Below are 17,038 nucleotides of genomic sequence, written 5' to 3'. Positions count from 1 at the left end.
AGAGACTGCGATGTCACAGACCCCCGAGTCCCCCGCCCCGCTGCAAGGTTCGGCCCGCGATCGCGAGATCGTCGAGGCGCGCGTCATCGTCACCTGCCCGGGCCGCAACTTCGTCACCTTGAAGATCCGCACCCGCTCGGGCATCACCGGGCTGGGCGATGCCACCCTCAACGGCCGCGAGCTGGCGGTGGCGGCGTATCTGCAGGAACACCTGGTGCCGAACCTGATCGGCCGCGATGCCGGGCGCATCGAGGACATCTGGCAGTTCTTCTACCGCGGTGCGTACTGGCGGCGTGGACCGGTGACGATGAGCGCGATCGCCGCGGTGGACGTGGCGTTGTGGGACATCCTGGGCAAGATGGCCGGCATGCCGTTGTACCAGCTGCTGGGCGGGCGCTCGCGCGAGGGTGCGTTGGTGTATGGCCATGCCAACGGCCGCGATATCGCCGAAACCAGCGACGAGGTGGGCCGCTTCCGCGAGATGGGCTTCATCGCGATTCGTGCGCAATGCGGCGTGCCCGGCATCAAGAAGACCTATGGCATTTCTGTCGGCGGCAAGCCGTACGAGCCGGCCGAAAGCGAGCTGCCCACCGAAACCGTGTGGTCCACGCCGCGCTATCTGGGCGTGGTGCCGAAGCTGTTCGAACAGCTGCGCAACGACCACGGCGACGCGATCGAGCTGCTGCACGACGCGCATCATCGGCTGACCCCGATCGAAGCCGCCCGGCTGGGTCGCGACCTGGAGCCCTACCGGTTGTTCTGGCTGGAAGACGCCACGCCGGCCGACAACCAGCGTGCGTTCGAGCTGATCCGCAAACACACGGTGACGCCATTGGCGGTGGGCGAGGTGTTCAATTCGATCTGGGACTGCAAGCACCTGATCGAACAGCAGCTGATCGATTACATCCGTACCACGATCGTGCATGCCGGCGGCATCACCCATGTGCGCCGGCTGGCCGATTTTGCGGCCCTGCATCAGGTGCGCACCGGCTTCCACGGCGCCACCGATCTGTCGCCGGTGTGCATGGGCGCGGCGCTGCACTTCGACACCTGGGTGCCCAACTTCGGTATCCAGGAGTACATGTTCCATTCCGACGAGGCCAATGCGGTGTTCCCGCACGACTACGTGTTTGCCGATGGGCGCCTGCATTGCGGCGAAACGCCGGGGCATGGCGTGGATATCGACGAGGAACTGGCGGCCAAATATCCGTACGTGCCCAAGCAGCTGCCCATCGCCCGCCTGGAAGACGGCGCGATGTGGGACTGGTGATGCTGCGTGCATGCGCCGCTGCGCTGGTCATGGCCGCCCTGGGCGGTGCGCCGGCGCGTGCGCAGCCACCGGTCGCGGTGGCATTCGACTGGTTCGAGTATCGCGGCGACGACGCGGTGTTCGCCACGCCGCTGCCGGCCGGCCACTATCGCAACCCGGTGCTGGCCGGGTTCTATCCGGACCCCAGTGTCACCCGCGTGGGCGAACGCTATTACCTGGTCAACTCCACCTTCGCGTACTTCCCGGCGATTCCGGTGTTCGAAAGCCGCGATCTGGTGCACTGGACGCAGATCGGCAATGTGGTCGAGCGCACCGACCAGCTCGACTACGACGGCCTGGGTGTGTCGCGCGGCATGTTCGCCGCCAGCATTCGTCACCATGCCGGCATGTTCCATGTGGTGGGCACCTCGGTCGACAGTGGTGGCAATTTCATCGCCAGTGCCAGCAACCCCGCAGGCCCGTGGTCGGCGTTGACCTGGCTGCCGACCATCGACGGCATCGACCCGTCATTGTTCTTCGACACCGACGGCAGCGCATATCTGCTCAACAACGGCCCACCGGAAGGCACTGCGCGGTACGAAGGACATCGCGCGATCTGGATGCAGCGCTTCGATCTGGCCACCCGGCAACCAGTCGGCCCGCGCAAGGTACTGCTCGACGGCGGCGTGGACCCGGCCAGCAAACCGATCTGGATCGAAGGCCCGCACCTGTATCAGCGCGAGGGCTGGTACTACCTGTCGTGCGCCGAAGGCGGCACCGGGCCGCAGCACTCGCAGGTGGTGTTGCGCAGCCGCCATGTCTGGGGGCCGTATACGCCCGCACCGCACAACCCGATCCTGACCCAGCGCGATCTGCCTGCCGACCGTGCGCACCCGGTCAGCAACGCCGGCCACGCGGATTTTGTCGAAGCACCGGACGGGCAATGGTGGGCGGTGTTCCTGGCCAGCCGGCCGTATTCCGGTGATCGCTACAACACCGGGCGCGAGACGTTCCTGCTGCCGGTGCAGTGGCGCGATGGCTGGCCGTCGCTGCTGCCGGGCGGCGCGGCGATTCCTTACACGGCCAAGGTACCGGCCGGCACCAGGCTGCCGGCCGAACAGGCACCGCTCTCGGGCAACTTCCGCTGGCATGACGCCTTCGACGCTGCCAGCCTGCAACGCGAGTGGCTGTCGCTGCGCGTACCCAAGCGCACGCTGGCCGAGCTGCACTCGCGCGCGGGCTGGTTGACGCTGCATGCCGACATACAGGGTCTGGAAGGCGGCGGCACGCCGGCGTTCATCGCACGCCGCCAGCAGCACACGCGCTTTCGCGCCAGCACCTTGCTGGCGGTGCCCAGCCAGGCCGGGGTACGCGCGGGGCTGGCCGCATTCCAGAACGCCAACGCGTGGTACGCACTGGGCGTGCGCCGCGACGGCGACAGGCTGCAGGTGTTCGTGGACAAGCGCGACGGTGCCACCACCATCACGCTGGCGCAGACCTCCATCCCGGCCAGCGCCCAGCTGCGCCTGCAGATCCGTGGCGACGGCGGCCGCTACAGTTTCGACTTCGATGCCACCGGTGGCGGCTGGCAATCGCTTGTTCGCGACGACGACGCCGGCATGCTCAGCACCGCACAGGCCGGCGGCTTCGTCGGCAGCATGATCGGGCCGTTCGCCCAATCGCAATTCGACCGCCCTCAACAGGACTGACCATGGCTTCGTACCCGATCGCCCGTTTTCGTTCGCTCGCGCACGGCGTCCTGCTCGCGCTGGCGTGCACCGCAGGCACCGCCCATGCCGCAGCACCGCCGCCGTACCTGGACACGCAGGTTGCGTTCGATGCGCGTGCTGCCGACCTGGTATCGCGCATGACGCTGGAGGAAAAGGCCGCACAGATGCAGAACGCCACCCCGGCGATCCCGCGCCTGCAGGTGCCCGCCTACGACTGGTGGAACGAAGCGCTGCATGGCGTGGCGCGTGCCGGCGGTGCCACGGTGTTTCCGCAGGCGATCGGATTGGCAGCCACCTTCGACACCCCGCTGATGGCCGAGGTGGCCACCGCCATCGGCGACGAGGCGCGTGCCAAGCACCATGCGTTCGTGGCGCGCGGCGAGCGCAAGCGCTATCAGGGGCTCACGTTCTGGTCGCCGAACATCAACATCTTCCGCGACCCGCGCTGGGGCCGCGGGCAGGAAACCTACGGCGAGGATCCGTTTCTGACCGCGCGCATGGGGGTGACCTTCGTCCAGGGGCTGCAGGCGCAGCAGGGGCGGTACCGCAAGCTCGATGCCACCGCCAAGCATTTCGCTGTGCACAGCGGCCCCGAAGCCGATCGCCACCACTTCGACGTGCACCCCAGCGAGGCCGATCTGTACGACACCTACCTGCCCGCCTTCCAGGCCCTGGTGCAGGAGGGCCATGTCGCGGCGGTCATGGGCGCCTACAACCGCGTCAACGGCGAATCCGCCTCGGCCAGCCAGCGGCTGGAGGGCATCCTGCGTAAGGATTGGGGATTCGATGGCTACATCGTCAGCGACTGCGCCGCCATCCGCGACATCTGGCAGAACCACAAGATCGTCCCCACGCCCGAGGCAGCCGCCGCACTCGGCGTCCGCCACGGCACCGACCTGGATTGCGGCAACACCTATGCCGCGCTGCCTGCCGCGGTGCGCGCCGGCTTGATCGACGAGGCCGTCATCGACATCTCGCTCAAGCGGCTGATGGCCGCGCGTCTGCGCCTGGGCATGTTCGACCCGCCATCCCAGGTGCCGTGGGCGAAGATTCCCGCCTCGGCCAATCAATCGCCGCAGCACGACGCGCTGGCGCGGCGCACCGCGCGCGAATCGCTGGTGTTGCTGAAGAACGACGGCCTGCTGCCACTCAAGCCCACGCTCAAGCGCATCGCCGTGGTCGGCCCCACTGCCGACGATCCGATGTCGCTGCTGGGCAACTATTACGGCACACCCGCCGCGCCGGTCACCATCCTGCAGGGCATCCGTGAGGCCGCACCGCAGGCGCAGGTGGTGTATGCACGCGGCAGCGATCTGGTGGAAGGACGCGAAGACCCCAACGCCGCCGCGCCCATCGATGCGGTCTACCTGCGCCCGGCCGCCGATGCCAGACAGAACGGCCTCACCGGCGAGTACTTCCGTGGCCGCACCTTGTCCGGCCAGCCGGTGCTGACCCGCATCGATCCGCGCATCGCGTTCCGCTGGGATCGCAATGCCCCGACCGAAGACGCCGTGGGCCGCGGCGAGCTGCAACCCGAACGCGCCCTGGACAAGGACGACTTCAGCGTGCGCTGGCAGGGCCAGCTGCTGCCACCGGTCTCGGGCAGCTACGAGTTGCAGATCGCCGCCGATGACGGCGTGCGTCTGTACCTGGACGGCAAGCTGCTCATCGACCACTGGAGCGACGCGCCCCGCATGCGCGGTGGCACTGCCAGCGTGGCGCTGCAGGGCGGCAAGGCCTACGACCTGCGCGTGGAGTACTACGAAGCCACCCGCGATGCCGGGGTGCGCCTGGCCTGGCGCATGCCTGGCGCCAAGCCGCCGTTGCAGGAAGCGGTGGATGCCGCGCGCAATGCGGACGTGGTGGTGTTCGTCGGCGGCCTCACCGGCGATGTCGAAGGCGAGGAGATGGACGTCAACTACCCCGGTTTTGCCGGTGGCGACCGCACCGATACCCGCCTGCCCCGACCGCAGCGCGAATTGCTGCAAGCGGTGCAGGCCACCGGCACGCCAGTGGTGGCGGTGCTGACCACCGGCTCGGCGTTGGCGGTGGATTGGGCGCAGCAGCATGTACCGGCGATCCTGCTGGCCTGGTATCCCGGCCAGCGCGGCGGCAGCGCGGTAGGCGATGTGCTGTTCGGCCAGGCCAGCCCCGGTGGCCGCCTGCCGATCACCTTCTACAAGGAAGCCGAGCGCCTGCCCGCCTTCGACGACTACGCCATGCGCGGCCGAACCTATCGCTATTTCACCGGTACCCCGCTGTATCCATTCGGCCATGGCCTGTCGTACACGCAGTTCGCCTATTCGGATCTGCAGCTGGATCGCAACACCGTGGCCGCCGACGGTACGCTGCGCGCCACCGTCAAGGTGCGCAACACCGGCAAGCGCACGGGCGATGAAGTGGTACAGCTCTACCTGCATCCGCTCGCGCCCAGGCGCGAGCGCGCCGGCAAGGAATTGCGTGGCTTTCAGCGCATGACCCTGCAACCCGGCGAACAGCGCGAAGTCGCATTCACGGTGAAGGCGGCCGATGCACTGCGCATCTACGACGAGCAGCGCAAGGCCTACACCGTGGATCCGGGCGTCTACGAGGTGCAGATCGGTGCCTCCAGCGCCGATATCCGCAGCACACGACGCTTCACCGTCACCGACAAGTAATCAAGTAATCGCGACCTCAGAAGCCGCCGGAAAAGAGCCCCTCTCCCGACGGCAGAGGGGTTGGGTGAGGGTACGGTCCGCAAGCAAACATGCAGCACCCCCCCACTATTCCAGACAAGACCATGCCAATCCCACAACTCTCCCCAGCCACACTTGTCCACCTGCCCCAAGCAATCCTAAAACCCGACTACGACCCCAAACACACCACCATCGGCATCGTCCATCTAGGCGCAGGCGCCTTCCACCGCGCCCACCAGGCCGTCTACATCGATGACCTGCTCGCGCACGACCCCAGTTGGGCCATCTGCGCCGTCTCCCTGCATAACCCAAGCGTGCGCGACGCTCTGCGTCCGCAAGATGGCCTCTACACCCTCGCCCTGCTCGACGAGCATCCGCAACTGCGCATCATCGGCGCCATCCGCCAGGTGCTGTGCGCCGCCGACGAACAAGCCGCCGTGCTCGCGCGCCTGGCCGATCCCACCGTGCGGCTAGTCACCCTCACCATCACTGAAAAAGGCTATTGCCTGGCCGGCGACACGCTCGACCTCACCCACCCCGATATCGGGCACGACATCGCCCACCCCGGCACACCGCGCAGCGCCGTTGGCTATCTCGTCGCCGGCCTGCACCAGCGCAGGCAGCAAGGTATTGCGCCGTTCACCGTGCTCAGCTGCGACAACCTGCCCGACAACGGCAGCCTGCTGCGCCGCGCGGTGTTGCAGCTTGCCGAGCAACACGATCCAGCGCTTGCGGGCTGGATCGAGCAACACGTCAGCTTCCCACGTTCCATGGTCGACAGCATCACCCCGGCCACCGACGACGCACTACGCGCAAACGTGCAAGCACAAACCCACCTGCTCGACGCCTGGCCGATCCAGCGCGAGCGATACAGCCAATGGGTGATCGAAGACGATTTCTGCAACGGCCGCCCGGACCTTGCGCGCGTGGGCGTAGTGCTCAGCGACGACATCGCCGGCTATGCGCGCGCGAAGCTGCGCCTGCTCAATGCACCGCACTCCGCACTGGCCTATCTCGGCAGCCTTCTCGGTCTGGAGACCGTCGCCGAGGCCATGCGCCACCAGCCACTGGCCGCCTTCGTCGAAACCCTGATGCGCGAGGACATCGCCCCCACCCTGCAGCCCATGCCGGGCTTCGACGCGCAGCAGTACAGCGACGCCATCCTGGCCCGCTTCCGCAATCCCGCCATTCGCCATCTGCTCGCGCAGATCGCTTGGGATGGTTCACAGAAGATTCCGGTGCGGCTGCTGGCCAGCATCGGCGACGCGCTTGCCGCAGGACGGCCCATCCAGCGCCTGTGCCTTCCGGTCGCCGCGTGGCTGCATTTCGTCCGCCGACAGGCGCACCGCGGTGCAGCGCTGGTCGACCCGTTGAGCGACGCGCTGAGCGCGCTCGGGCGCGCAGCCACTGGCGATGCAGCCGCCGATGTCGCCCGGTTCATGGCGGTGGATACCGTGTTCGGTGCGCTGGCTGCAGAGCCGCGCTTCACCGATGCGCTGACCAGCGCCTATGCCGCACTGGGCGATGCCACGCCAACCCAGGTGGAGCGTGCACTCGCAGCGGTGGCGTCCACCTGAGCCATGCAGCGGCGCGACGATGGCCGCCGGCCACGCTGGACCTGCATTGCTGCCTCGGCATCAGGCCGGATCACGACCGACAGGCGACCGGACGCGCGTGCCATCCTGCCGTTTCGCACGCGCAATGCGTGGCGGCATGGACCTGCGGCGACACACCTCGGCCGCCGTCCTGTCTGTCAGTGACCGGCAATGACCTGCCCGATCCGCAGCAGGTTGCCGCTTTCGTCTACGATGGCGAACTCACGCATGCCCCAGGGCTTGTCGCCAACCGGGTCGATGCGCGGGATTCCCTTGGCCGGTAGCGCCGCTGCCTGCATCGCCGCATGCAGGGCGTCGACATCGCCCACGCGCAGATAGCAGCCCGCATAGCAGGTTGCCGGATCCAGGTCCGGATGCGCGAAGAAGTGCAACTCCACATCGCCGCGGCGCAGGATGGCGTAGCCCGCATCATGCGGATGCGCATCGCCTTCGAAGCCAAGCCGGCGATAAAAGGCCAGCGTCTGCGCGATCGCACGGCTGGGCAGGATCGGGATGGTTTGGTCAGCGGAGGCCTTGGCGTTCATCGTCAACTCGTCTGTCGTGGAATCAGTATCGTCCAGGCACCCTCGGCCAGCTACGCGATCACGATGCCCGGGTACCCAACTTAGAGCGGCTAACAGAACGTCGCGAGCGGTCGTCAGGTGGGTGTGGACGGCGCGGAGGAACCGGAGTGTACGTTTGGTACATGCCGATTCCGAGCACCGGCCGCGCCCGCCTGGCAGGCGCGCAGTCGTTTTTATTAGCCGCTCTTGGCGGCGGATGTGGTGAAGATGCGCATCAGCACCAACACCAGCAGTACCACAAAGCTCAGTTCCCAGAGATAGAACGCCACACCCACATGATCGATCATGACCTGATGGCCCGCCTCGTTCCTGTCGAAGCGGGTTGCGCGGAAGGTATCCAGGCCGATCAGGCAGGCCGCCACGAGCAGGACCGCCGCCATCCTGTCTGCCTTGAGAAAGTAACCTAGCCATGCCAGCAGGAACAATGGATTACTCATCCAGGCCACGCACTGGCCATCGATCACCTGCATCCAGCCGAACAGCAGGATGGCCAACCCACCAAGGCTGGTGTCGCCGCCATGCAAGGCAGGCAGACACAGCGCAGCGGCGTACAGCAGGGCCGACGACACGAGTAGCAACAGCTTCATGGATCTCCTTGTCCGACGATGAGGCAACTGCATGCCTGCGCAGTGCCGGTTCGCAGCTGCACAGGCCAGCGGACGCCCACTATAGACAATGCGCGCGTCCGTTGGCCCAAACCACGTCCGGGGTGTAGGTGGGCCTCACCGGTGAGCGCAGCAGCGGAACTTCGGCGTGCTACGTCCATGACATGCTGGAACCACCACCGCACGGCTCCGGAACCTGACTATGGCACCCCACAAGAAGCAGCACTTGTCGGAAAAGGTCTGCGTTCACTGCGGGCGGCCATTTCGCTGGCGCAAGAAATGGGAGAAGGTGTGGGACCAGGTGAAGTACTGTTCGGATCGATGCCGCAGCGACAGCAAGCGGCACCTTCCGGCACGCTAGCCGGCTGTCGCGAAGACCCGGGCCGCGCGCATGCGCTGTAGCGCCCGGGCCGCCTGATGCGTGCACCCTGGCACATCCGGTCGCCGGCTAGTGCCCGCCTGTGTTTTTCGCAGCGCCCGATCCGCTGGCACGTTTGGAAGCATTGCCTTTGCGTGCCACCGCCATGTTGTCGACCAGGTTGGGATAGGGGCGGCCTGCCGCCTTGGCGCGCTGCTTGGCACGTGCTTTCTGCGCGGGGGAAAGCGACCCTGAGCGCGATGCAGGCTTGGGATTGGGCTTCTTCCACGGCGCCGACGTCTTGGCCGCACGTTTGTTCGCTGTACTGCGTGGAGAGCTGCGTTTGCCGGCTACGGCCCGGCGGGTGGCTGTTTTCTTGGCTGTTGTCTTCTTGGCTGCGGTCTTCCCCGATGCGGTCTTCTTTGTGACCGTCTTCTTCGTTGCAGCCTTCTTGGCCGCCGTCTTGCCAGCCGCTTTCCGGGTTGCGGACGTCGGCCCCGACTTCCGGGTGGATGCGCCACCAGGCGCACGCTTGCTGGTCGCGGTTTTCCCCGCCGAGGACTTCTTCGCCGAAGACGTTCGGGATGTCTTCTTTGCCGCGGTCTTCTTTGCAGTGCGCTGCTTTGTCGCGGCGGCCTTGGGGGCAGCCGTCCCGGCACCGGTATTGGCAGCGTCCAGACGCTGAAGCAGCTTTTCGGCCCAGCGCTGTCCGGCGTCGCCACCCCAGAGCAGCCAGGCGATATAGCCCGCAGAAGGCGCGCTCCGATCGGCCCAGCCTTTGCCGTTCTTGTCCACCCCATGGCGAGCGAAGTAGGCATGCATGCGCCGGATGGTCTGCACGGAAAGCGATTTCTGTGCGGAGAGGTCGCGTGCGCGCGCCACGCCGATCGCGGTGCCGCCGCGCCCATGTTGCTCGCGCAGCCGCAGTCCGCGCGCCGCGGCGCTGGCAACGTTACTGGGTGGTGTCGTAGAAATTGCCTGCTTTGCTGGTGTGCGTGCCACCACGTTCTCCTGTTGCATCGGGTTGCCGTAGTGTTCGCATGCGCGATGCTGCTGCATGTGAAGAGGCTGGCAGCCACCACGACGCAGGCGCCATGCCGATCGGCGGCGTCGCGACACATGCATGCTGCTGGCAGCGGGCTGTCGGCAAGGCAGCGCATCACAAGCCACGCATCGCACACATAGCATCCACCGTGCGTGACCTGGCTGCAGATCAGTCTGCTTGCGCAGGTGGATCATCGTGCATGTATCGCTACACTGGCCTGCCACGCTGACTGGAAGAGTGCTGCATGCGCCTGTTGAAGACCTCGTTCTGCGCGAGCCTGCTTGCTGCCGCGATCGGCACATTCCCCGCAGCGGGTCATGCCGCCGACAAGGCGCCGCCAGCGTCTACCCCGGCGGCATCGAAACAGCCGGCCAAGTGGCAAACGCTGACCACGCGCAACACACCGCATGCGCGCCATGAGAACAGCATGGTCGCCATCGGCGATCGCCTGTATCTGATCGGTGGACGCGATCAGCGTCCATTGGAGATCTTCGATACGCGTACGCGTCGCTGGTCGCAGGGCAGCGCGCCACCGCTGATGGTGAGCCATGCGCAGGCGGTGGTCTCATCCGGAAAGCTCTACCTCGTGGGCGGCTTCACTGGCGACTACCCGGAGGAGGCGTCGCTGAGCCACATGCTGATCTACGATCCGCAGACCGATCGATGGCAGGAGGGGCCGGAAATTCCCAAGCACCGGCGCCGCGGTGCCGCCGGCACGGTGGAACACGACGGCGTGCTGTATCTGGTCGGCGGCAATACGCGCGGCCATATGAGCGGCTACGTGCCATGGCTGGATGCCTTCGATACCCGGACACAGCAGTGGACCCAGCTGGCCGATGCGCCGCGCGCGCGCGACCATTTCCATGCGGCAGTGATCGACGGAAAGCTGTATGCCGCCGGTGGGCGCCGCTCGGCACACGAAAGCGGCAACACCCTGGCGCAAACCATTTCGGAGGTGGATGTCTACGATATCCAGCGCGGCACCTGGTCGGTGGCCCCGGCCGCCCTGCCCACCCAGCGCGCCGGCACGGCCGCTGTCGCACGCAATGGGCAGCTGCTGATCATCGGCGGGGAGAGCATGCGGCAGGTCAAGGCACACGACGAAGTGGAAGCCTACGATCCGCACGCCGCCACCTGGAGCACGCTCGCAGCGCTGCCGCAAGGCCGGCATGGCACCCAGGTCGTCACGGTCGACGGAACCCTCTATCTGGCCGCCGGCAGCGCCGATCGCGGCGGTGGCCCGGAGCTGGATGATGTGCTGATGCTGGGCGGCGAACGGGCGATGGACTAGCCATCGTCCGTAGCGATGCTCGCACCGTGTCGGTCTGCGTGGCACCGACATCGCCGGTTACATCATGCGTGAAGCAGGAGGCTTTGTCGCGATGACAGCAGTGCCCATCTCGTCGTTGCTGCTGCTTGGGCTGGCCGCCTTGATCGTGCACTGGCTTTGCTGGCGCTACTTCTGGAGGCGCTACGCACGCCCTGCAAGCCGTGCGGACGCCGTGTTGCGCGGCACGATGGCCCTGGTATTCATGAGCGTTCCTGCGCTGTTCCTACGCGAAGCGCTGTCGACCGGCGAAGTCAGATGCCTGGGCCGTCGGTGTGCCGGGGTGAGCTTCGATGTCGCGAGCGACCCGGCGAACTACTGGCTGCGCGTGATCGTCCTGATGGTGGTCTGCGTGTTCTTCTTCACCGGCTTGCTCGCGGCGACCGCCAAGCCCGAGCGCGTTGCAGGGCCGGATCGCTCGAGCTGACCGCAGCGATCTGCCGGTGACCGGCAGCGCGTGCGAAGCGCGTCGGGGCAGGCCTTCTCGACCTGCCTGCGCCATCGATACTCACGCCAACCGGGCAAGCCGCGTCAGGGCGCGAACTCCAGCCCCAGCGTCTTGACACGCACCCGCGCCAGCATCGCGTGCGAGGTCATGTACAGGGTGCGGCCATCGTTGCCGAACGCACAATTGGAAATGGCCTCGCCGGTGGCGATGCGGCCAAGGCGTTGTCCGGCCGGATCGAACACGATGACGCCGCCGGGGCCGGTGGCGAACACATGGCCATCCGACGAAACCGCCATGCCGTCGGGAAGACCGGGCGCCTGCTTGGCGAGCAGATCCGAGGCATCGGCGAAGACGCGCTTGCCGGTCACTGCACCCTGGGCATCGAGCGCGTACGCCATCCAGATCGGCCGCTTCGGATCGGAGTTGGCCACGTACAGCGTGCGCTGATCCGGCGACAAGGCGATGCCGTTCGGGAAGCTCAGGCTATCGTCCAGCAGATGCACGCTGCCGTCGGTATCCAACCGATACACGCCATTGAAGCGCAGTTCCTTGACTGGAGAATCGTTCAGATCCTTCAGTCCGTAGGGGGGATCGGTGAAGAACACCACGCCGTCCTTGCGACGGACCACGTCGTTGGGACTGTTGAAGCGCTTGCCTTCGAAGCTGGTGGCCAGTGGCGTCTTCTTGCGCGTGGCCGGATCGAGCCGGGCGACGATGCGGGTGCCGGAATCGGCCAGCAACACGGTGCCATCGGGTTCGGCATACAGGCCGTTGGCGCCCGCCTCGCGCAACGTGGGCAGTTCCGGACCCGTATAGCCCGACGGCGACAGCAGCACGGAAAGTCCTGCGTCTTCGGACCAGCGATACAGCTTGTTCTCCGGCACGTCGGTAAACAACAGATAGCCGCCGGCACGCACCCAGGTGGGGCCCTCGGACCAGATAAAGCCTTCGGTGAGCTTTTCGATGCGTGCATCGGCCGCAATCACCTCGCCGAATCCGGGAGCGAACGCTTCCACCTGCCCGACCGCAGAAAACCGCGGCGGCGGCGGATCCTTCTTGGTGCAGGCAGCAACGATGGCCAGCAACGGAACGGCCAACAGCAGGTAGGGCGGCACGCGCATCGGGAAATCCAGGGATCCAGGTGGCCCCATCATGCCATCATGCCGATGCAGGCGCCTTGCACACGGCGTGCAGTGCGCACTATCGCCCGGACGCGGGCACTGCCAGTACCGCCTCCAGGGCGGGCTTGGGCCGATGCTCACGGTCGAACAGCAGCGGATGGTTGGTGCGGCCGGGCACCGGGTAATCGTTCTTCCACGACATGCCGTCGCTGACGCCCCAGACACTGACGCGCGCCAGCTTGTCGCGCTTGCGCCAGAACAGCGCGAACAGCTCGGCATAGCGCTCGCGCAACTGCGCCTGTACCTGCGGTGGCAGGCCATCGCGATACGGGTCGAGAAAACGCTTGAATTCCGGCAGTTGAAACTGCTTGTGCGCCAGTCCGGTGCCGATCACCTGCCCTTCCTTGGTGACCGGCAACACGTCCACGTCCAGCTCGGTGATCATCACCTTGATGCCGAGCGCGGCATAGGCATCGATCGCCGCTTCGATGTCCTGCACGCTAGGGTAGTTCAGCCCCCAATGTCCCTGCATGCCCACCCCATCGATACGGATTCCGGCCTGCTGCAGCATCCGGACCATGCGCACGATGCCGTCGCGCTTGGCCGGTCGCCAGGCATTGAAGTCGTTGTAGTAGAGCTCGGCATCTGGTGCGTAGCGCTGCGCGAAGGCGAAGGCATTGCGCACCACGGTGTCACCATCGCCGACGCGTTGTACCCAGTTGGTGGCGCGGTAGCTGCCGTCTTCGTCGACGATCTCGTTGACCACGTCCCAGGCCTGCACCTTGCCGACATAGCGCCCTGCGACCCGTTCGATGTGCGCGCGCATGCGCTCGATCTGCGCGGCCGAGGTATTGGGCGCGCCCTGCGCATCCACGAAGAACCAGTCCGGCGTCTGGTTGTGCCAGACCAGGGTGTGCCCGACCACGAACAGGTGCTGGCGCTGCGCGTAGGCCACGAATGCATCGGCGGCGGCGAAATCGAACACACCCGGCCGTGGGGCGACGATCTCGGCCTTCATCACGTTCTCCGGCGTGACCGCATTGAAATGGCAGGCCACCAGCGCCGCCGAGGCGGCGTCCTTGCCGGAGACGATCTCGGCATTGACTGCCGTCCCCAGCAAAAACCCCTTGGAATAGGCCGACTTGAGCGTCACCGCTCCGGGCGCGCACGCCGGCGCTGCCGTGGCGGATGCCGCGATTGCGCTCAGCCCGAGCAGCAAGCCGCAGCGTAACAGCCAGGGTCGGTGATGCATGGCGTTCTCACAAGTCAAAAGGGGCGTGTGGTGGGAATGCGGCGTGTGCATACCGGTGAGCGCAGGAATGCAGTAGCTGTACTTCACGCGATTGCTGGACAGGACCGCCACGATGTCCGGCATGCGCAGCCATGAGCACGTGCTCCGCAGCGCCGGTACACATGCGGCCTTGCATGCGTTCGATGCACCTGCGACATGTGGGCGTGCCTCTTCTTGGGCGAACCCTGGCTGACGAGGGCCGCAACGCACCGTGCAAGCAACCCACAGCGCTGGTGCGCAACAGGCCGCTCATTCGGCCCGCACCTGCACGCTGGTGGGCTGCAGCGTGTCTGATTCCACATGCAGGGTGATCGGACCGCGCGCACCGTTGCGCGCACGCACGATGGCCAGGCACAGGCCATTGAAGGCATTGCGTTGTGTCGAGACGAACGACTCCAGGTTGGTCGGGTCGCCATTGTCGGTGGCCACCAGTTCACCCGGTCCCTCGATGCGGAAGCGCAGGCGGTCGCCTGCAGTCGGTGCAGCGCGTCCCTGGCGATCGAGCAGGCGCACGGTGATGAAGCTCAGATCCTTGCCATCGCCGCGGATGCGGCTGCGGTCGGGTATGGCCTGTATGCGTGTGGCGCGGCCTGCGGTCTGCAGGCGGTCGCTCGCCCACGGTTTGCCATGACGGTAGGCCTGCACACGCAGCTCGCCAGGCTGGTACACCACCGCATCCCAACGCAGGCGATACTGCAGCGGGCCCTTGCGCTTGCTTCCCTGCGAGACGCCGTTGACGAACAGTTCGGCCTCGTCGCCGGAGGTGAACACGTGCACCGGAGTGACCTGGCCCTCGCGCCCCGGCCAGCTCCAGTGCGGCAGCAGATGCGCCATCGGCAGCTCCGGGCGCCAGCGCGATTGGTACAGCCAATAGCGGTCCTTGGGAAATCCCGCCAGGTCCAGGATGCCCGAGTACGCGCTGCGCGCGCTGTAGTACGGCGTGGGTTCGCCCAGGTAATCGAAACCGGTCCAGACGAATTCACCGGCGACGTACGGGTGCCGGTCCAGCGCGGCGAACACCTTGTCCGCACTGGAACCGAAGTCCACGGCATGCAGTTCGTAGGCACTGACCTGGTGCGCCTCCGCATCGCCGCCGCGTCCCTCGCGGACCGGTGCGCTGGTCTGCGGCGTCACCGGGAACAGGTACACGCCGCGGCTGCTCAATGCCGAGGCGGTTTCGCTGCTGAGGATCGCCTTGTGCGGAAACTGCGCATGGAATGCAGGGTATTGCGGTTGCTTGCGGATGCGCTCGGTGCCCGCAAATTCAGGCGCATCGCGAATGCCTTCTCCCTGATAGTTGAGGCTGATGACATCCAGCGCGGCTGGCAGCGGCATGTCCGGCGAAGCGTAGTTCATCGCCACCGTGGCCGGACGGCTGGGATCTTCGTCGTGCACGATGGCATGCAGGGCGCGCGCAATCGCGGCACCCTGCTCGCCGGTGTACTGCTCGCCGACCTCGTTGCCCACGCTCCACAGCATCACCGACGGATGGTTGCGGTCGCGGCGCAGCATCGCGCGCAGGTCCGGCTCATGCCATTGCGGGAACACCAGGTGGAAATCCAGCGGGGTCTTCTTCATCTCCCAACTGTCGAAGATTTCGTCCACCACCAGCAGGCCCATGCGGTCGGTGAGTTCCAGCAGTTCCGGTGCGGGCGGGTTGTGGCTCATGCGGATCGCATTGGCGCCCATCTGCTGCAGCAACTGCAGCTGGCGCTCGGCGGCGCGCGCGTTGAAGGCGGCGCCCAATGCACCGAGGTCGTGGTGGTTGTTCACACCGCGAATGGGCACGCGCTCGCCATTGACCAGCAGGCCCCGGTCGGCAGTGAACACGATGCTGCGGATGCCGAACGGGGTGTGGTAGCGGTCCACCACCCGCCCGTTCTGGCGGACCTCGGTCACTGCCACATAGCGGTGCGGACGCTGGGTCGGTGGCGGACCCCACAACTGGGGATGATCGATGCGCACCGCGCCCTGCACGCGGGCGCTGCCACCGGCCGGTACCGAAACCTGCAGCGGTGCGATCTGCGCCACCGCCGCACCACGGGGCGCGCCGCTGTCGGCATCGAGCGGGTAGATCGCGGTGTCGACCTGCGCCTGCGCAGCCGTGTGCGCGGCGTTGTCCAGGGTGACGGACAGCTCCACCCGCGCCGACGCCGCCGAGACCTGCGGCGTGGTGAGCTGCGTACCCCAGTGCGCGACATGCAGCGGCGCGGTCTTGGTCAACCACACGTGGCGATACAACCCGCCACCGGGATACCAGCGCGCCGAGTCGGGCGGATTGTCCAGGCGGATCGCCAGCTGATTGCGTCCGCCGACGATCGCGTACGGGGTCAGGTCCAGCCTCCAGGAGCCGTAACCGTAGGGCCAGCCGCCGACCAGCTTGCCGTTGAGCCAGACCGTGGCATACGCCATCGCACCATCGAGATCAAGAAACAGCGAGCGGCCGCGGTCGCTGGCGGGGATATCCAACGTCCTGCGATACCAACCCACACCCCAGCTCGGCAGACGGCCCATGCCGCCATAAGGCCCATCGGCCAGGAACGGCCCGGCGATGGCCCAGTCGTGCGGCAGCTCCACCTGTTGCCAGCGGCTGTCGTCGAAGTCCGCCTGCACATAGGCCACATCGCTGCCGGGATGGCCGGGTGGGCGCCGATGACGCTGGGCGGGATTGGCGATCAAGGCATTGCCGGTCGGCAGGATCCATGGCTTGAGGACGTTCGTCGCCGACGCACGCAGTCGCTGCGCCTGCTCCGGACGTGCATCGGCCGCCTTGCCATCCTCGCTGCCGCTCACCTGCGGGCGCACGTCGTAATCTAGCACCACGGTGTTGCCCGGCGGATCGCCGCGCTGGAAGCGCCATTGCGCGTCGAGCACTACACGCTCGCGCGGCGCATCACCCGCCTGCTCCGCCGAGACGCCCAGTGCAGGCAGGGCCGCGTAGATCACGAGCAGGATCAAGGGCATCCAGCGCGCGCAGCGATGGCGCAGGCCGCCCGCCGCAGCCGATGCC

General features: G+C 66.7%; 13 protein-coding genes and 1 other RNA gene. 7 read left to right on the top strand and 7 right to left on the bottom strand.

From position 1 onward, the window contains the following. The first annotated feature begins 10 nt into the window (after window positions 1–10). The 4 genes from manD (at window position 11) to LL964_RS16805 (ending at window position 7,231) form a co-directional block, all read left to right on the top strand. Window positions 11–1,270 (top strand): D-mannonate dehydratase ManD, encoded by a 1,260-nt coding sequence (manD, locus tag LL964_RS16820; RefSeq protein WP_104588414.1) that lies wholly within the window; start codon window positions 11–13, stop codon window positions 1,268–1,270. A gap of 29 nt (window positions 1,271–1,299) precedes the next feature. Then, window positions 1,300–2,958 (top strand): glycoside hydrolase family 43 protein, encoded by a 1,659-nt coding sequence (locus LL964_RS16815; protein ID WP_146092422.1) that lies wholly within the window; start codon window positions 1,300–1,302, stop codon window positions 2,956–2,958. 2 nt (window positions 2,959–2,960) lie between these two features. Beyond that, complete coding sequence (locus LL964_RS16810) at window positions 2,961–5,636, top strand: glycoside hydrolase family 3 protein (RefSeq protein ID WP_104588416.1); 2,676 nt, start codon at window positions 2,961–2,963, stop codon at window positions 5,634–5,636. A gap of 122 nt (window positions 5,637–5,758) precedes the next feature. Beyond that, entirely contained in the window at window positions 5,759–7,231 is a 1,473-nt protein-coding gene (locus LL964_RS16805; protein WP_104588417.1) for a mannitol dehydrogenase family protein, read from the top strand. A 176-nt stretch (window positions 7,232–7,407) separates the two neighbouring features. Here the strand turns inward: LL964_RS16805 and LL964_RS16800 are convergent, their stop codons facing one another. The 3 genes from LL964_RS16800 to LL964_RS16790 form a co-directional block, all read right to left on the bottom strand. Continuing rightward, complete coding sequence (locus LL964_RS16800) at window positions 7,408–7,794, bottom strand: bleomycin resistance protein (RefSeq protein WP_104588418.1); 387 nt, start codon at window positions 7,792–7,794, stop codon at window positions 7,408–7,410. 87 nt (window positions 7,795–7,881) lie between these two features. Further along, a non-coding RNA gene (locus LL964_RS16795) (sX9 sRNA) lies at window positions 7,882–7,957 on the bottom strand. A 52-nt stretch (window positions 7,958–8,009) separates the two neighbouring features. After that, window positions 8,010–8,411 (bottom strand): hypothetical protein, encoded by a 402-nt coding sequence (locus LL964_RS16790; RefSeq protein WP_208621479.1) that lies wholly within the window; start codon window positions 8,409–8,411, stop codon window positions 8,010–8,012. A 229-nt stretch (window positions 8,412–8,640) separates the two neighbouring features. Here LL964_RS16790 and LL964_RS16785 point away from each other — a divergent pair, with 229 nt between their 5' ends. Next, a complete protein-coding gene (locus tag LL964_RS16785) occupies window positions 8,641–8,799 on the top strand; it encodes a DUF2256 domain-containing protein (RefSeq protein ID WP_104588420.1) in 159 nt (52 codons plus the stop codon). An 87-nt stretch (window positions 8,800–8,886) separates the two neighbouring features. Here LL964_RS16785 and LL964_RS16780 read toward each other — a convergent pair whose 3' ends face one another. After that, window positions 8,887–9,855, bottom strand: coding sequence for a DNA-binding protein (locus LL964_RS16780; RefSeq protein ID WP_228329471.1), 969 nt, complete (start codon window positions 9,853–9,855; stop codon window positions 8,887–8,889). 230 nt (window positions 9,856–10,085) lie between these two features. On the opposite strand from LL964_RS16780, the gene LL964_RS16775 reads away from it, so the two are divergent. After that, complete coding sequence (locus LL964_RS16775) at window positions 10,086–11,132, top strand: Kelch repeat-containing protein (protein WP_104588421.1); 1,047 nt, start codon at window positions 10,086–10,088, stop codon at window positions 11,130–11,132. Window positions 11,133–11,223: 91 nt separating this feature from the next. Next, a complete protein-coding gene (locus LL964_RS16770) occupies window positions 11,224–11,595 on the top strand; it encodes a hypothetical protein (protein WP_104588422.1) in 372 nt (123 codons plus the stop codon). A gap of 104 nt (window positions 11,596–11,699) precedes the next feature. Here LL964_RS16770 and LL964_RS16765 read toward each other — a convergent pair whose 3' ends face one another. The 3 genes from LL964_RS16765 to galB all read right to left on the bottom strand — a co-directional run bounded on the left by LL964_RS16765 (window position 11,700) and on the right by galB (window position 16,992). Further along, complete coding sequence (locus LL964_RS16765; RefSeq protein ID WP_104588423.1) at window positions 11,700–12,737, bottom strand: SMP-30/gluconolactonase/LRE family protein; 1,038 nt, start codon at window positions 12,735–12,737, stop codon at window positions 11,700–11,702. Window positions 12,738–12,816: 79 nt separating this feature from the next. Continuing rightward, window positions 12,817–13,989 (bottom strand): endo-1,4-beta-xylanase, encoded by a 1,173-nt coding sequence (locus LL964_RS16760; protein ID WP_167395410.1) that lies wholly within the window; start codon window positions 13,987–13,989, stop codon window positions 12,817–12,819. Window positions 13,990–14,277: 288 nt separating this feature from the next. Beyond that, entirely contained in the window at window positions 14,278–16,992 is a 2,715-nt protein-coding gene (gene galB / locus LL964_RS16755; protein ID WP_104588425.1) for a beta-galactosidase GalB, read from the bottom strand. Window positions 16,993–17,038: the final 46 nt, after the last annotated feature.

This window comes from Xanthomonas melonis (assembly GCF_020783655.1).
Classification (GTDB): Bacteria; Pseudomonadota; Gammaproteobacteria; order Xanthomonadales; family Xanthomonadaceae; genus Xanthomonas; species Xanthomonas melonis.
The sequence above is the reverse complement of the archived record's forward strand: the minus strand, read 5'-3'. Positions and strand labels throughout refer to the sequence as shown.

Coding starts and splice junctions, on each gene's coding strand:
- manD (WP_104588414.1), top strand. CDS start 11: ATGTCACAGACCCCCGAGTCCCCCGCCCCGCTGCAAGGTTCGGCCCGC.
- LL964_RS16815 (WP_146092422.1), top strand. CDS start 1,300: ATGGCCGCCCTGGGCGGTGCGCCGGCGCGTGCGCAGCCACCGGTCGCG.
- LL964_RS16810 (WP_104588416.1), top strand. CDS start 2,961: ATGGCTTCGTACCCGATCGCCCGTTTTCGTTCGCTCGCGCACGGCGTC.
- LL964_RS16805 (WP_104588417.1), top strand. CDS start 5,759: ATGCCAATCCCACAACTCTCCCCAGCCACACTTGTCCACCTGCCCCAA.
- LL964_RS16800 (WP_104588418.1), bottom strand. CDS start 7,794: ATGAACGCCAAGGCCTCCGCTGACCAAACCATCCCGATCCTGCCCAGC.
- LL964_RS16785 (WP_104588420.1), top strand. CDS start 8,641: ATGGCACCCCACAAGAAGCAGCACTTGTCGGAAAAGGTCTGCGTTCAC.
- LL964_RS16780 (WP_228329471.1), bottom strand. CDS start 9,855: ATGCAGCAGCATCGCGCATGCGAACACTACGGCAACCCGATGCAACAG.
- LL964_RS16775 (WP_104588421.1), top strand. CDS start 10,086: ATGCGCCTGTTGAAGACCTCGTTCTGCGCGAGCCTGCTTGCTGCCGCG.
- LL964_RS16770 (WP_104588422.1), top strand. CDS start 11,224: ATGACAGCAGTGCCCATCTCGTCGTTGCTGCTGCTTGGGCTGGCCGCC.
- LL964_RS16765 (WP_104588423.1), bottom strand. CDS start 12,737: ATGCGCGTGCCGCCCTACCTGCTGTTGGCCGTTCCGTTGCTGGCCATC.
- LL964_RS16760 (WP_167395410.1), bottom strand. CDS start 13,989: ATGCATCACCGACCCTGGCTGTTACGCTGCGGCTTGCTGCTCGGGCTG.
- galB (WP_104588425.1), bottom strand. CDS start 16,992: ATGCCCTTGATCCTGCTCGTGATCTACGCGGCCCTGCCTGCACTGGGC.